This is a genomic window from Polyangium jinanense (assembly GCF_028435265.1).
GTDB classification, from domain to species: Bacteria; Myxococcota_A; Polyangia; order Polyangiales; family Polyangiaceae; genus Polyangium; species Polyangium jinanense.
In genome coordinates this window covers 274884-290380 of sequence record NZ_JAGTJK010000006.1, presented here as the reverse complement: position 1 = coordinate 290380, position 15497 = coordinate 274884, and the positions used below count along the sequence as shown (strand labels likewise).

The following is a 15497-nucleotide window of genomic DNA, read 5'->3' as shown; positions in this document are numbered from 1 at the left end:
CCGATTCTTCCCGATAGCCAGGTGACCGCCCGCCCCGCGCCATCGTCGGGGCGGGCGGCGGCCCTTCGTTCATCGATGCTGCGGCCCGCCACGGCGCGGAGCGGGCGAGACGTCGACGTGGCGCGATCGCCGGAGCGCGTACTCCATGCCGCTCTGGAGCGTGCCCATCGTGACGAACGATTTCAGATCGACGTCGAGCGCGACGAGCGTCTGGGCGATGCGCGGCGCGATGCCCGTGAGCACCGTCTCGGCGCCGAGCAGCCGGAGCGCCGAGGCCACGTTCACCAGCATGCCCGCCACCTGCGTGTCGACGTGCTTCATGCCCGTCACGTCGAGGATCACGACCCGGGCCCCGAGGCGCTGGGCGCCGTCGAGGGCCACGCTGAGCACGAGCTCGGCGCGCTCGGCGTCCATCGTGCCGATGAGCGGCATCACCACGATGTCCTTCGTGATCGGCAAGAGCGGCGTCGAGAGCTCCGCCAGGCGCTGGCGTTGCCCCGCGATGACTTGCTCGTGCAGCGACGCGCGCTCCTGCTCGATCTCGCGGCGCTGGCCGAGCTCCTGTTCGAGCGCTTGGTTCGTCTCGAACAAGCTGTCGTTGACCTGGCGCAGCTCCTCCGTCCGGTGCGCGACCTCCATCTCGAGCCGCTCGTTCGCGCGCTTGACCTGCTCGTTCGCGGCGTGCGCGCTCTCGATGAGGCGCGCGATCTCGATGGCGATGGCCGCCTGCGAGGAGAGCAGCGCGAGCAGCTCGACGCGCGCCGCGTCGAAGACGCCGGCCGTCATGCGGTTTTCGAGGTAGAGCGCGCCGCTCAGTCGACCCTGGTGGAGAAGGGGCAAGCAGAGGATCGATTTCGGCGCGAACTCCTGGATGTAGGGGTCGTCCGAGAAGCGCGAAGCCTTGCTCGAGTTGTCGAGGACCACCGGTTCGAGGGTGCGCGTGACGTAGTGAACGACGCTCTTCGCGCACGCCTGCACGGCTTCGAGCGGCTGTCCGCGCCCGACGTCGAGCGAGCAGCCGGCGGGGTGGAACGTCGCGTCGACGACGAGCGCACCGTCACGCGCGAGAATGAGCGAGCCCTGGTCGGCGCCCGCGTTCTCCAGCACGAGCTTGGCGAGCCGATCGATGACCTTGGGCAGGTCGATCTCGCTCGCGATTTCCTGGGCGGCCCGGACGACGAGAGCCGCGTCGCGGAGGCTGCCGATGCTGGTCTGTCCGATGAGGGTGCGGGTCGCGAGCGAGGCGCTCGAGCCGGTGGTCGTCGCCGTCGAATGCGTGCGCGAGACGTCGCGGAGCGAAGGCCAGATGTGCGTGGCCTCGTTCTCCAGCGCGTCGAGCTTCGGCGCCGCGCCCCAGTGCTTGTAGGCGCGGTAGGCGTTTTTCATGTAGCCGCCGCCCGCGGTCGGCGCGCCGATGCGCAGGTAGAACTTGGCGCAGAGCTCGCCGGTGAGCGCCTCGAAATGCGGGGCCTTGTTCTCCTGGCAGAGCGTGATCGCGCGCTCGTAGAGCCGGATCGCGCCCTCGAGGTCCCCTTCGGTTCGTGCCGCTTCGGCGTTCACCATGGCCTCGAAGTGCGCGAAGCTCTTCGGGGACCCGGCGGCGAGCTGCGCGATCTCCGCGCGGCATTTGCGCAGGATCTCGGCCCGTCGCTCGGCCTCCTCGGGCGCCTCCGCGCGAGGCAGTCCGAGCAGCACGAGGGCGCGGAGGCAGGGGTGGATTTTCGAGGCGAGGTTTCCGCCGGTATGCGAGATCCAGTGCTCGGCGACTTCGGATGCCTTCCAGGCATCCTCGTACCGGTTGTGAATCAGGTAAACGAGCGCCTTCAAGATGGCGTGGTGGGCCCTCGTATTGCCGAAATGTTCGCCGTCGAGCCGGTCGAGATATTCTTTCTCGTTGAAGGTATCGTCGTCGAGCGAGGTGCGCTCCCGCGTCTTTCCCGCGAGGCACGCGACCGTCTGCCGCACGATCGTCATCGTGGCCAGGTTGAGGGAGTTTTTCGTGCGCCGGACGATTGCGAGGTTCTTGTCGGCTTCCTGCAAGAGGTCCTCGATGGGGTCGCCCGCGAAGACGTTTCCCATCGTCTCGAGGAAGCACGCTGTCCCGAGCATGGCGAACTCGCCGCTCTCCAGGCCCTTCTGCCGCGCGATGGTCCAGCTCGTCACGGCATCGCGCATGGGGTGCTGCATGTGCGTGCCGCTGCCCCAGGCGACGTGGAGCCGCGAGAGTTGACTCACGTTGGGGAACCGCTTGTTGATGACCCCCGCGACCTCGCAAAACGCCAGGCCCTCGGTCACACGCCCGAACATCCCCGCGAGGACATAGCCGGCGCACGCATACGGAAATGGGCAGAGCTCCGTCGGGCCGTGCACGAGCGAGAGGTTCACGGCCCGGAAATTGATGATGGAGAACGCAATCGCGCTGACGTAGTGGCCACTGTCCGCGATGGAGTCGAGGATCGACAGGATGGCGCGCATCACGGGATCCGTGACTTCGGGCTCGTCGACGAGGCTCCGGATGGGTCGCCCTCGCAGGTTCGTGGTGATCTGCGAGAGCTCCGCCAGCATCACCTCGGGCGAATGCATCTCGTCGAGCGTCAGGGTATGCCCGAGCATCGCGAGCGTCTCGCTTCCGACCCGCAGCGCGTCCGTGAACTCCCCGTACGAGGCGTGCTTGTAGATGCGCTGCCGCTGGATCTCCGCGCGTTCGAGATCCGTGCGGGCGCGCCGCAGCGCCTCGGTGAAGAGCGCCTCTGCACGCTCGGCGTCGCCGCAAGCGAATGCGCACTGGCCGCCCTCGATGTGGAGGGAATGGCAGAGGTCGTAATGGGTCGCCCAGTCGGCCGCGTCGAGCAGCTCGATGCCTGCGCGCGTGTAAATGGCTCCCGCGTGATAGGCCGTCGCGGCTTTGGCCCTTTGCCCGGCGCGCAGGTTGAGCTCCGCGAGGTCGCGCCGCTCGGCCCGATCCGTGATGGCCGCGGCGCCGAGGTTCAAATGGTGGACGAGGTCGAGCAGGTCCTCGTCGCGGGGACGCTCGCCCGACCGCTTGCGGAGCAGGCGCCCGATGGAGCGGTGGAGCTGCTTTCGTTGCTCCGGCTCCACGAGCATGTAAGCCGCCGAGAGCACCCGGTCGTGGACGAACTGGTAGCGGACATTGAAGAGCGACGCCGAGACCTCCCGCGCCTCGCTCCCGACCCCGGATTCGAGATATCTGTAATCGCCGTCCAGGGACATGACGAGCCCCGCTCGCAGCGCCTCCCAGAGCGCCGCGGAGACCTCGTGCACCGGCTTCTCGGCGATCGTCGCGAGCGAGCCGAAATCGAAGGAATGGCCGATGCAGGCCGCGCGCTCGAGTACGTGCTGCGTCTCCGGCGAGAGGCGGCGGAGGACGCCGACCATCAGGTCGACCACGTTGTCGGTCACGTTCGCGGCGCGGATCGCCGCGTCGTCCCATTGCCACGCGCCGTTCTCCGGGTCGAAGCGGAGCAGGCCCCGCTCGTACAATGCGACCATGAACTGGTGCGCGAAGAACGGGTTGCCCTGCGTTTTCTCGTAGACGAGGTCCGCGAGCGTCCGGACCTCCTGGGGCTCGCTCGTCAGCGTATCGGCGACGAGGCTCCCCACCATCTCGCGGTCGAGCGGCGCGAGGTGGATCTTGGCCGGTTGAAAGCCCGAGCCCTCGAGCTCGGCGAGCAGGTTCGAGAGCGGATGGCCGACCGAGACTTCGTTGTCGCGATACGCGCCGATGATGAGCAGATGCCGGCTCCACGTGTCCGTGAGGAGCAGGTGCATGAGCCGCTGCGAGGCGGGATCCATCCACTGGAGATCGTCGAGGAAGATCACCAGCGGGTGCTTTTCGCTCGCGAACACGTGCAGGAAGTTCTGGAGCGTGAGCTCGAAGCGATTCTTCGCCTGATCGGGCGGAAGATCGGAGACCTTGGGCTGCGCGCCGAGGACGAGCTCGAGCTCGGGGACGAGCTCGAGGAGGATCGCGCCATTGCCGCCGAGCGCCGTGAGGAGCTCGCTCTTGTACGCCGCGAGCGCCTCCGGCGGCTCCGTCAGGATTTGCTGGACGAGTTCCCGGAGCGCGTGCACGACGGGCGCGAGCGGGACGTCGCGCGAGATCTGGTCGAACTTGCCGGAGGCGAAATAGCCGCCGCCGTGCCGCGCGATGATCTTGTGAATCTCGCGGACCAGCGCCGATTTTCCCACGCCGGAGTAGCCGGCGACGAGGCAAAGCTCCGGGCCGCGCGCGCGCGTGCGACGGAACGCCTGCAGGAGCGCCTCGATGTCGTGCTCGCGGCCGTAGAGCCGCTGCGCGCGGCGGAGCTCCGGCGCTTTGTCGCGTTGCCGCAGCGGAAAGGGCGTGATGGTCCCGTTCGCTTTCCATTGCCGCAAGCATTCGGAGAGATCCGCACGGACGCCGGCGTCGCTCTGGTATCGCTCCTCGGGCGTCTTCGCGAGCAGCATCATCACGAGGTCGGAGAGTGGCGCGGGCACCGTGGGCACGACCTCGTGTGGCGGTACCGGCGCGCGCGTGAGGTGGCTCTGGACGATTTCCGAGAGCTCGCGCTGCGGGAATGGCACCGAGCCCGTCAGCATCTCGTAGAGGATCACGCCGAGCGAGTAGAGGTCCGCGCGTGAATCGACGGCCCGGTTCATTCGCCCGGTCTGTTCGGGCGCCATGTAGAGCAGCGTCCCTTCGAGCGACCGCGGCCCCGTCGGCGCGTGGAGCTCGCGGGAGAGGCGCGCGGAAATCCCGAAATCGATGAGATGAGCCGTCCAGGCCGACTCCTCGATCAGGACGTTTCGCGGGGTCACGTCCTTGTGGATGATGCCCTTCCTGTGGACCGCGGCGAGCGCATTCGAGATGGACAGGGCAATCGTGAGCGAGGTCTCGATATCGAGCCTCCGGCTCTCCAGGATTTCGCGCAGCGTCGGATGCCCGAGGTCGGCCATGATCAGGACGACGCCGCGGCCGTGCTCCTCGAGCGCGATCGCCTCGGGCGCAGTATCCACGCCGAGCTCGCGCAGGATCGTGAACTCGCGCCGCAGGCGGCCGACTTCCCGGACGGTGGGATATTCGTTTTTCGTCTGTTTGAGGACGACCCGCGCGCCGTCGGCGATTCTCCTGCCGCGGAACACCAGCGTCTCCGCCCCTTCGTAGATGGGGGTCAGCGCGGTGAAACCCTCGAAGGATACCCCTTGGAAGTCATCGGCTGCGCGATGGTTCGGCTCCGCGGACATGACATCTCCTGGACATGTCCCCCCGCCGAGAGCACGACCCTATCCGGAGCCGCGGCCTGCAACAAGGCTTTGTGCCCCCCTTCGCGTCGATTTTCTGTCGTGAAGTCACCGTCAGCCAGCCGACGGTGGATCGTGGAGTGACCTCCGCGCGGGTGTAGGTCGTGTCACACGAAACCCGCGCGGAGGTGCTGCATTCATTCGTCGCCGTCGCGGATGCCGTCTTCGTCGCGATCGATGCCGATGCGCTCGCCGGAGCCGGGCGGCACGGCGGTGAAGGTGAGCTCGGTGTGGAGGAGGTTCGCGACGAGCACCAGCATTGCCCGCGAGAGGGGGCCGAACGACTGCTTGCTCGATACGAACTGATTCGCGCCGATGTAGAGGAAGCCGATCTCCTCGAACCCGAATCGCATCTTCACCACGACGTCGCATTCACCTTCGTCTGCCCGCGCGAGGAGGAGGTCGACGCGGGGGCTCGCCGCCGCGCCGTTGTGGCTCGTCCACGTGACCTGCTGGCCGACGATCGGCGCGAGATTCGAATCGAACGCGAGGATGAACTGCTCGACCTGGCGGCGTTTGATATCGCCGTCGCCGCCGGGCCGGTCGTCGAACCCATTCGGGCTGAAGCCGCTCAGGAGGTCGAATCCCGGCGAGTGCATGAAGCGGAAGATCGTGTCCTCTGCGCCGTCGTTGAGGAAACCGAAGCCGCGGACCTGATCCCCCGTGATCTCGTTATGGCCGGGCAGGATCGACGGCACCGCCGGCATGCCGAACATCCCGACCTTCTGATAGAGGTTGCGCAGATGCGGGATCTTCATCGGCTGCGGGACCTCGTTGAGGATGTACTGGCCGTCCGTGCCAAAGAAACCCGGGAATGGTTCGCCGTACTGGGCATTCGCGTCCGGAGCGAGGCGATGGCAGTCCTCGCACGCGATGATGGCGGCGTCGGGCGTGAAGAAATGGTCGCGCCCGGCTTGCTGGTCCGGCGTGAGCGAGTTGTCGAGGCGCCGGACCGGGTTTGGCGGGTACATGATCTGGAGGGCGAAATCCGTGAATGCCTCCATGTCGTCAGCCGGGATGGGCTGCGTGCGCCCGAGGAGGCCGACGAATCCGCCCTGGAACGTCGCGAAGGCCCCGCGCTCGTCGAACGTGCCGGCGTTTGGCTGGACGCTCGGCTCGGCGTTGCCCATGGTGCGGTCGCCGCGCCAGTGCATGGGGCCGTGGTTCGCCATGCCGCGCAGGCTCTGCGTGGTCATGGGGCCCTTCAGCGAGTCGAGGTTGTCGAACGTCTGGAAAAACTCCGGCAAAACGAGGCGAACCGGCCCCGGCATGGGGGTCGTGGTCTCGTCCGGATTGCCGAGGTCCCAGGCGAGGCTGTCGAAATCGCCGAACACGTGGCAGCTCGCGCAAGACGACTCGCCGTTGCTGGAGCTGAACCGGGCGTCGTAGAGGTATTGCCGGCCCTCGGTGACGCTCGGGGGCTCGGGGTTGTACATCGGGACGCGCGCGATCACGGATTTCGTCGTCGGGTTCACGACGGCAATCTTGTTGTCGAAGCGCGTGAGCACGTAGAGTCGATTGCGCGTTTCGTCGAGCACGAGGCCCGTCGGCCCCACGGGCTCGCCGCCCTTGTCGAGGACGATGTGGGTCGACGCGTTCGGGAGGAAGGTATCGTTTTCGAGCTGCGCCGTGTCGAAGATGGCGATCTTGCTCGATCCGAGCGCCGCGACGTAGAGTTTCTGACCGTTCTGCGTGATGGCCATCCCGACCGGGGTCGCGAGGCTTTTTGCGTTCGTGGGGTTCGGGAGCGGCGCGACGGGCGCGTTGTAATCGATGTGCTTGTTGATGTGCCGCGGGGTCGCGGTGCCATTGCCGAGGACCGTGATCCGCGACTCGTGGAGGTGGCCACGCACGGTCGAGCCGGCGAACGTCCCCGGGCCCTCGAACCGCTGGAGGTTGTTTGCCTCGGTATTCGTGACGTAAACCTTCCCGCTGACCGGGTTGACGATCATGTTGAAGAGGATCGTCCCGACGCTGGAATAAAAGCCCGACGCGCCCGGGAGCTGGGCCGGCGGGTTCGCGGTGGCGTCGATGACGAATACGTCTTTGTCGGGGAGCGAGAAATTGACGGCCGCGTCCCAGGTATCGCCTTCGTAGTCGACCCAGTGCTCTCCGTCGTATTTGACGATGAGCGCGGTGGGCGGCTGCTCCACGCCGAGGGAGTCGGTCCTCGGAGCGGGCAGACCTCCGAGCTGGGCCACGAGGTCCCTGTGAATGGACGTCGTTCGATTGCCGGTGTGAAAGCCGGCGGCGTACACGCGCGACCCGTCCGGGCTCACCGCGAGCGCGCGCGGCGTGTCGGTGAACAAAGTGATGATGTTGAGGGAAGCGCCCCCGAGCGTGTTCGGACCGAGGTTCGTCGTATCGAAGACCCAAACGTCGGCCCGGCCGATGCCGGGGGTGGTGAGCTCGGGGTCAAAAGGAACGTTCTGACCGCGGTGGGCTGTCGTGATGAAGGCGCGGTTTTTGCCGGGACCGCCAAACACGATGTCGCGCGGCTCATCGCCGACGAGCAACGTACGCACGACGCGTGGCGCAAAGCCGGGCGTCACGTCGACCACGCTCACGCTATCGGAGAGATGATTGACGACCCACACCTCGCCATTGTTTCGCGCCGCGACTGCGACGGGCTCGAGGCCCACGGTGACGGAGCCGATGTGAACGAGGCCCAGGCTCGTGACGTGGAAAACCTCCAGACGATTGTCAGGGGTGTTGACCGCATAGAGCCTGTTTCCGTCAGGAGAAAGAGCGAGCGGTCGTACCTGACCACTCTCGAAGAGTGCAAAGGAGGAGGAGGCTTCGGCCGCCGCCGGCGCCGCGAGCGTCGCGAGGGCGGCCGCAAACCCAAGCGTCGTCCCGAAGCGGCGACGCAATTTCGGGGTCCGCGCCTCGTTCTCCTGTGAGTGTGAATGCCGTTCGCCCGGAGAGAGCTTCGTGGACATGGCGCCTCTTTCTCGATGGGGCGATCGAGCCGAGATCGCCGCATCGGCACAAAAGGAGGTCATTACGTTCGCCACCGGCGACCGTACGATCCGGGCACGAGTAAATTCTGAGCCCAAGTGTATCCTACAGAAATGGGTTCGCCTTTCAAGTGCAATTTGAGTCAATTGCATGAACGTCGAACTTTCGACGCATGTACGGCATCTTCGAGGCGAACCGGGGCGCACCGAGGCAATGCGCTCGTATCGGTATATTCTACTTGGGCTGAAACCCCGTCGGTAGGGGCTGGTATCGCGCGTGCACGGCTGAGGAAGGGAGGGAGGGGAGGGCGGCCTTTCGGCACCGCGTCATTTGACGCAGTCGCAGCAAAGGCCGTCCGCCACGCCGGAGAGCGCCTTGTCGAGGCCCGTGGCGTCGCTCGCCTGCAAGTAGAGGACCTCGCCATTCGGATCCGTGGCAACGAACCCGCCCGGCCCTTCCTGGCATCCCGCCGGGAATCCCTTGGCCGTCTGCCCCGCGCAGGCCATGTCGTTGAGGAACGCGGCGCCGACGCCGCCCGGCTGAATGGCGCCCTCCGCCGAGAAGCCGACCACGAACGTGCGGATCCCCGAAGCCGCAAGCTGCTGCACGATGGGCAACGGGCTCGGATCGGGGCAAGATTGGTCCCAGTCCGCGCCGTCGGTCACGAGGACGACGTATTGGTCGCGGCCGGGCGTGATGCTCTTGAGGAGATGGTCCGTGGCCGTGAAGAGGGCCTCACCCGTGGGCGTGCTGATGCAGATGCGGGTGGTGGCCGGATCGAGGTATTGCTGGATGGCGGCGCCGCTCCCGAGGGCCGGGGGCACGACGATCTCGCCGCTCTCGCAGAATGGATTCGTCGCCTGCTTCGCGTTCGTGACCCGCTCGGCGAGCGTGATGCAAGTCTCGCCACCCGGGTCGCGGGGCCAGAGCTCGAGGCCGTAGCGTGCGTGCGTGTCGCGGGGCGGGGCCACCATCTTCTCGATCGCGGTGACGGCCTGGTACCACTTGCTGCTCGGGTAATCGGGCCCGTCGGCGGGCGTATCGCCGTTCGGGGTCTTGTGCATCGTGAGCGTGCGGTCGAGGGCGATGAGGATTTCGGGGGGGTCACACGTATCGCCACAATTGCAGCAGAGCTTGCCGCCGATCGACTTGAGCGCGAGCGCGAGCTCGGTCGCATTGCCGGCCTTGAGGTAGAGCGACGTGCCCGTGGGATCGGTGGCCGTGAAGTTGCCATTGCCGTCATCGGTGCAGGGAGCCGGGAACCCCTTCGCGGTGCCGCCGGCGCAGGCCATGTTGTTGAGGAACTCGGCGCCGACGCCGCCGGGCTGAATGTCGCCGGTCGCCGAAAAGCCGACGATGTACGTTTTGATGCCCTTCTTCATGAGGGCCTGCGCGATGGGCAACGGATTCGGGTCGGGGCAGGACTGGTCCCAGTCCGCGCCGTCGGTCACGAGCACGACGTATTGCTCGCGTCCAGCGGCGGCGATTTCCTGGAGCTGCTGCTCGGCGGTGAGCAGCGCATTGCCCGTGGGCGTCGTCGTGCAGAGCGTGGTGGTGGCCGGATCGAGGAGCGCTTGAATGGCCGTGCCTTGATCGAGTCCCGGCGAGATCAGGACCTCGCCTTCCTGGCAGGTGGGGTTCGTCGCTTGCTTCGTATCGAGCACGCGCTCGGCGAGGGTGATGCAGGCGCCGCCGCCCGGGTCTTTGGGCCAGAGCTCGACGCCGAACCGAATGCCCTTGTCGAGGGGAGGCGCGACGAGCTGCTCGATGGCCGTGATGGCCTGGAACCATTTCGAGCTCTTGTAATCGGGCCCGTCGTTTGGTGTCCCGCCCTCCGGGGTCTTGTGCATCGTGAGCGTCCTGTCGAGCACGACGAGCACGTCGGGCGGATCGCAGACGGCGGGTTCTCCGCCGCCGGAGCCGCCGGCGGCGATGAATCCACCGACGCCGGGATCGGCGCCCGTGCCGCCGGAGCCGCCGGAGGCGGTGGCGTTCGAGGAGGCGCTGCCGGAGGAGCCACCATTGCCGCCACACGAAGCGGCGAGGGAGACGGCGAGGAGAGGGAGAGCGAGGGAGCCAAGAAGGATGCGGGAGATCATGGCAAATCGTACCTCGGCCCGTGGGGAGCCGACTACCCCTCCTTTTTCTCGAAGCCCCCTTGACCCTCACGTCGCGTGAGGGCCTAGAGTCCGGTTCGTGACTGCGGGAGAGCGTAAGGACAAGGGCACGAAGAAGCGCACGTGGAAGGTGGGAGAGCTGGCGAAGGCCACGGGGACGTCCGTCCGGACGCTCCACTGGTACGACGAGATTGGGCTCCTCTCGCCGTCCGACCATTCACGCGCGGGATACCGGCTTTACGGGGAGGGAGACGTGGCCCGGTTGCAGCAGATTTTATCGCTGAGGCAGCTCGGTCTGTCGCTCGACGAGATCCGGGATCTCCTCGCGCGGCCCGATGTCTCGCCGCTTTCCATCGTCCGCATGCACATCACGCGTTTGCAAGAACAAATGGAGCTCACCCGAAAGCTCCTCGGCCGCCTGGAGGGGCTCGCCTCCTGGCTCGCCGCGAACGAGCGCGTATCGGCCGACGAACTTTTGAAAACGATCGAGGTGATGAACATGTACGAGAAATACTACACGAAGGAGCAGCTCGCGGAGCTCGAGGCGCGGCGGCAGGCGTTCGGCGAGGAGGCGATGCAGGCCGTGCAAGCGGAATGGCCGGTGCTCATCGCGAAGGTCCGCGCGGAAATGGAGAAGGGCACGCCGCCCGAGGATCCGGCCGTGCAGGCGCTCGCAGGGCGCTGGGCGGAGCTCATCGAGATGTTCACCGGAGGAAACCCGGGCATTCGAAAGTCGCTCGAAAACCTCTACAAGAACGAGCCCGGCTTCGCGGCGCAGCAGGGGTATGACCCGGCGCTCTACGATTACGTGAACCGGGCGCAGGCTGCGCGAAAGGGAGGCGCGAAGAGCTAGGCCCGACAGACCCCCTTGTCCCGGCCGCGAGACCTGCCGTATCCTGACGCGCGTCCTCTCCGGCGCCGGCATGGACGATCTTGGTTTCTTCGAGCTCTTCGTGGGGGCCTGGCTCTTCGCCGGGTTCGTCGCGGTCGGGGCCACGGTGCTCGAGCGGGCCCCGAGGCCCCAGGTCGGCCCCCGATCGTGGTCGTCTTCGAGCCGCGCGCGGGCCCGCGCGCGGTCCTCCGCGTCGAGGCTCCTGCTCGAGGCCTCGGAGCGGAGCCTGCCCGCGGCGCTCGTGCAGGCCGAGACGGCGATGCAGCTCTATTACGAGGGCAGGATGGCCGAGGCCTGCCGCGTGGTCGACGACATCGCCGTATTCGAGGACCCAACCGGCGTGCTCGCCTTGCACGTCGTGAACATGCTCGTCTGCGTGGACGTGGCGGCCGGGCGGTATGAGCGGGCGCTCGCCCGTCGCGGGCCCTGGTCGCTCGCGCAGGACGACGCGATTCTATGCGTCAACGAGGCGGAGGCGCTGGCGAACCTCGGCCGCTGGGAGGAGTCGCTCGCCCACGTGCGGCGCGCCCTCGACGCGGAGGACGCGCTCGCCCGCACGGGCGCCGCCCTGCACGGCGCCTGGGTGCTCGGGGCGCGCGGGCGCGCCGAGGAGGCGCGCGCCTGGTTCGCCCTCGCGCGCGAGGCCGATCTCCCCCTCGATTTCCGGAGCGAATACCATTTCGCCGAGGCCTTCCTTTGCCTCGCCGAGGGGGACCCCGCGTCTGCGCGGCGCGCGGTCCTCCGCGGTGACGCGATCGCCAAACGCGCGTCGTCGCGGCGCAATGCGCTCTTTTTGCTCGGCCGCATCGACGCCCGCGAAGGGCGATTCGAGGAGGCGCTCGCGCGGTTCGAGGCGGGCGCGCGGCACGTGTTCCGTGGGCAGGGAGGCGATGGGCTGCTCGCCTGGGGAGATACGCTCGCGTCGCTCGGGCGGGCCGAGCGGGCGGCCGAGGCGTGGCGGCTCGTGATCAAAAGAGATCCCGAGTCCTACGCGGCGGCGCTCGCACGGGAGCGCCTTGGTTGAGCGATCAACCTGGTTTTCCGAAGTCGAGCCCCGGCAGCCCGTCGAGGCTCGTCGCGTTCTTTTTCTCCATGTATTCGCGCATCCCCTCCGGCCCTTTGTGTTCGGCCCAATCCGCGAGCTGGGTCCGTTCCGCGACAAACTCGTACAGGGGCACGCCGTACCCGCACGACGTCGCGATCCGCGTGGCCTCGACACGCAAAATCGCGCGTTCGCCGGGCCGCGGCGGTCCGAAGTGCTCGCGCAGGGCGGCGAATTGCGGATGGCTGGGCTCGAAGGCCTCGGCGCGGCCGTGAATGCGGAGGATCCGCGGCGGCCCATCGAATGCGCAGAAGAGCACCACGATGCGCCCGTTCTCGCGGGCGTGGGCGATCGTCTCGACGCCGCTCCCCGCGAAATCCAGGTATCCGAGCGTGCGCGGGCCGAGCACGCGCAGCGTATCGTGCCCCTTCGGCGAGAGGTTCACGAATCCGTCCCCGGCAAGCGGCGCCGTGGCGACGAAAAACATGTGTTGCCGCCCGATGAACTCGATGAGGTCCTCATCGAGACTGTCGTAGAGTTTTCCCACGGCCGACGAGGGTAGCAGACCCCGCGCGCTTCATGGTACGTATCGGCCATGGATCCCTCCGAAACCTGGCTCCGGAGCTGGCACGACCTTCGTCCCGGGGCCACGTCGCGCGCGTTCCTCCGCGGAAAACCCTCGACCTACGAATGGCTCGCCGGCCATGCGCGGCCGGGCGATCGCGTGCTCGATCTCGCGTGTGGCGACGGGGCGCTGCTCTCGTTGCTTCGATCCCGCGGCATCCAGGGCGCCGTGGGGATCGATATGAGCGAAGGCGAGCTCGCGGCGGCGCGTGCGCGCCTCGGGCCGGAGGCGACCCTCGTGCAGGGGCGAGCGCAGGCACTTCCATTCGAGGCTTCTTCCTTCGACCTCGTCACGTGCCACCTCGCGCTCATGTTGATGCGCCCCGTGGAGGAGGCCCTCGCCGAGGTGCGGCGCGTCTTGCGGCCCGGCGGCGCCTTCGCGGCCGTGGTGGGCGGCCGCATCGCGGCGCCGACCGAGGATGCGTGGACCATGCTCGTGCGTCGCCTCCGCGAGGAGCCCTTCGAGGGGCCGTCAATCGGTGACCTTCGGACCTACAGCGAAGAGGGGCTCCGGGAGCTGCTCCAGCCCTTCGTGAACGTGCGGATCGAGCCCATCCTCGTCGATTTGTCGGGCACGCCCGACGAGGTTCTCGCCTTGTTCCGAGAAACGTACGACGTCACTCGAATGGTGCCCGCCCGCGTGTCGGTCCTCGAAGAGGCCCTGCGCGTGGATTGGCAGGCCCTCCTGCGGCAGGACGGAACACTGCCCTGCGCGATGGGAACGAGGTGCGTCTCGGCCACGACGGAGGCTCCTCGATAACGAGATCCTTGCGCCCGCGTGAATGCGCGGGCACGCTCCCGCAACGCACGGTCATCCCCCTTGAGCCCTCCCGCACGCAGCCGGATTCCGCTCTCGCTGCTCGCCGCGCTCATCCTGCACGCGGCGGGGCTCCTCGTCGTGCGCGTCCTCCCGCCCCGCCCCCTCGAGCTCGCCACGATCGGGCATGCCTTCGAGCGATCCCCCGAGCTCTGGATCGACCTCCGTCCGACCGAGCCCGCCGCCTCGTCGCCCCCGCGCGGCGCCCTGGAAACGCCCCCGCCGGCCCCCGAGCCCGCGCCCCGCGTGGCGGTCCTGCCCCAACGCACGACGCCCGAGGGGGAGGAGCCCGAGCCCGTGCCGCCTGCGCCGGATGCCCCGCCCCCCTCGCTCCCCGCACCGTCCACGACCGGCCCCGCCGAGTACGACGGACCGCCAGGCGAACCCTCGCGCGCCGGCACGCTCGCCGGTCCGCCCGTCTGGGCGGTCCCGGGCGCCATGCCCCGCGAGGCCGCGCCGGCGCCCGCGCCCATTCGCCCCACAGCCCAGGGCGTCCTCGCGGGGAGTGCCGAGCAGGCGAAATTCCCCGCGGCCGGGACCCTCGCGTCGGCCGTCGCGGAACAAATCCGGTCGTCGAGCACGCCCCCCGAATCCGACAGCACCTTCCTCCTCACGCTCGACGCGCGCGGACAAATTGCCTCCGTCGAGGTCGTCGTGGCCAAGGGCGGCGATCGAAAAGAATGGGAGCGGATTGCGCGCGCGGTGAAAGAAAAATTCGCCGGACGGGTGTTTCCGATGCCGACTGCATACGCGGGCGGTGGGCGCGTCTTCGTCAGCACGAGGAGCCGCCTCACCATGCCCGACGGCACGGCGCACGGCATTCCGAATCCCAAGCCGGCCCTGGTCGGTGGCAACTCGAGCATCATCACGCTCCCCGGCGTGCGTGACGATCGATTGTCGAACCCCATGGCGAGCACGGACCTGCCCCCAGACGCCGTCATGATTGGCATCCGGTTCGATTTCGATGTCGCCAATATCGGAGCGAAGCGGCGGCGCGTCGTGCACACGCAGGTCCACGCCGAGCCCATCGGCGCGGCGCTCCCACCTCCCGCCGCGCCTTGACGGCGCTCTTCAGGGGGCGGGCGTACCGAGGTTCAGGAACGTAATGAGCTTCAGCGTGCGCTTCTTGATCTTCCAGGCGCCATTGACGCGGATGACCTCGTCCTCGTAGGTGCCATTGGCCACATCGATCGTGCCGTCCGCGAGGACGTGCGTCGCGTGCAGGTACGAGGTCATCGTGGCATCGTCGTCGTCGATGACGTTGATGCTGATGCTGCCCATCAGGTGCTGCGTCGACGTGTAGCCACTCGAAGTGAAGACGCCTTCGACGAAGTCGGCCCAGTCGTCCGTGCCGGTCGCGGTGCTGCTCGGCGGGCCATTGGTGGGGGTCCCCGGGAAGTAAACCGCGAGCTCCGCGTCGCTCGTGAAGCAGGTTGCGTACGTGTTCTTGCCGCCCTGCAAATCGCCTCGCCCGATCGCGTCGGTCCCGAGCGCGTAGCAGACCGGCAGCTTGGCGATTTCCAGCTCGGCGACGGCTTTCCACCCGTTCGTGGGATACGAGATGAAGCCTGTGAGCATCATGGCCGCCGCTCCGGCCGTCACGGTGAGAGCAGCTACCTTCGCGCGCCGCGATACGGATGCGAACGAGGTCTTGGTCATATGGGCCTCCTTAGGGACGCATGCCCCGAGTTTTCCCAATAACCCTATTTCCGTGCCCGACACAAGAGCTATTAAAGGAGAGCA

The 15497-nt window shown here is 67.7% G+C and carries 9 protein-coding genes; 4 read left to right on the top strand and 5 right to left on the bottom strand.

The features are described from left to right. Positions 1 to 69: 69 nt before the first annotated feature. The 3 genes from KEG38_RS16220 to KEG38_RS16210 all read right to left on the bottom strand — a co-directional run bounded on the left by KEG38_RS16220 (position 70) and on the right by KEG38_RS16210 (position 10361). The gene (locus tag KEG38_RS16220) at positions 70 to 5244 is read right to left on the bottom strand and encodes an AAA family ATPase (RefSeq protein ID WP_272420371.1); all 5175 of its coding nucleotides are present in this window, start codon (positions 5242 to 5244) and stop codon (positions 70 to 72) included. A gap of 194 nt (positions 5245 to 5438) precedes the next feature. Then, entirely contained in the window at positions 5439 to 8243 is a 2805-nt protein-coding gene (locus tag KEG38_RS16215) for a YncE family protein (RefSeq protein WP_272420370.1), read from the bottom strand. A gap of 345 nt (positions 8244 to 8588) precedes the next feature. Next, positions 8589 to 10361, bottom strand: coding sequence for a vWA domain-containing protein (locus tag KEG38_RS16210; protein ID WP_272420369.1), 1773 nt, complete (start codon positions 10359 to 10361; stop codon positions 8589 to 8591). 97 nt (positions 10362 to 10458) lie between these two features. Between KEG38_RS16210 and KEG38_RS16205 the strand changes: the two genes are divergently transcribed. Together KEG38_RS16205 and KEG38_RS16200 are read left to right on the top strand one after the other, a co-directional pair. Continuing rightward, complete coding sequence (locus KEG38_RS16205) at positions 10459 to 11232, top strand: MerR family transcriptional regulator (protein ID WP_272420368.1); 774 nt, start codon at positions 10459 to 10461, stop codon at positions 11230 to 11232. 70 nt (positions 11233 to 11302) lie between these two features. Then, positions 11303 to 12295, top strand: coding sequence for a tetratricopeptide repeat protein (locus KEG38_RS16200; protein ID WP_272420367.1), 993 nt, complete (start codon positions 11303 to 11305; stop codon positions 12293 to 12295). A 4-nt stretch (positions 12296 to 12299) separates the two neighbouring features. Here KEG38_RS16200 and KEG38_RS16195 read toward each other — a convergent pair whose 3' ends face one another. Then, a complete protein-coding gene (locus tag KEG38_RS16195) occupies positions 12300 to 12860 on the bottom strand; it encodes a pyridoxamine 5'-phosphate oxidase family protein (RefSeq protein WP_272420366.1) in 561 nt (186 codons plus the stop codon). 48 nt (positions 12861 to 12908) lie between these two features. Between KEG38_RS16195 and KEG38_RS16190 the strand changes: the two genes are divergently transcribed. After that, entirely contained in the window at positions 12909 to 13697 is a 789-nt protein-coding gene (locus KEG38_RS16190) for a class I SAM-dependent methyltransferase (RefSeq protein ID WP_272420365.1), read from the top strand. Positions 13698 to 13757: 60 nt separating this feature from the next. Then, the gene (locus KEG38_RS16185) at positions 13758 to 14816 is read left to right on the top strand and encodes a hypothetical protein (protein ID WP_272420364.1); all 1059 of its coding nucleotides are present in this window, start codon (positions 13758 to 13760) and stop codon (positions 14814 to 14816) included. Between the two features lie 9 nt (positions 14817 to 14825). Here KEG38_RS16185 and KEG38_RS16180 read toward each other — a convergent pair whose 3' ends face one another. Continuing rightward, complete coding sequence (locus KEG38_RS16180; RefSeq protein WP_272420363.1) at positions 14826 to 15413, bottom strand: nuclear transport factor 2 family protein; 588 nt, start codon at positions 15411 to 15413, stop codon at positions 14826 to 14828. Between the last annotated feature and the right edge of the window lie 84 nt (positions 15414 to 15497).

Coding starts and splice junctions, on each gene's coding strand:
- KEG38_RS16220 (WP_272420371.1), bottom strand. CDS start 5,244: ATGTCCGCGGAGCCGAACCATCGCGCAGCCGATGACTTCCAAGGGGTA.
- KEG38_RS16215 (WP_272420370.1), bottom strand. CDS start 8,243: ATGTCCACGAAGCTCTCTCCGGGCGAACGGCATTCACACTCACAGGAG.
- KEG38_RS16210 (WP_272420369.1), bottom strand. CDS start 10,361: ATGATCTCCCGCATCCTTCTTGGCTCCCTCGCTCTCCCTCTCCTCGCC.
- KEG38_RS16200 (WP_272420367.1), top strand. CDS start 11,303: ATGGACGATCTTGGTTTCTTCGAGCTCTTCGTGGGGGCCTGGCTCTTC.
- KEG38_RS16190 (WP_272420365.1), top strand. CDS start 12,909: ATGGATCCCTCCGAAACCTGGCTCCGGAGCTGGCACGACCTTCGTCCC.
- KEG38_RS16180 (WP_272420363.1), bottom strand. CDS start 15,413: ATGACCAAGACCTCGTTCGCATCCGTATCGCGGCGCGCGAAGGTAGCT.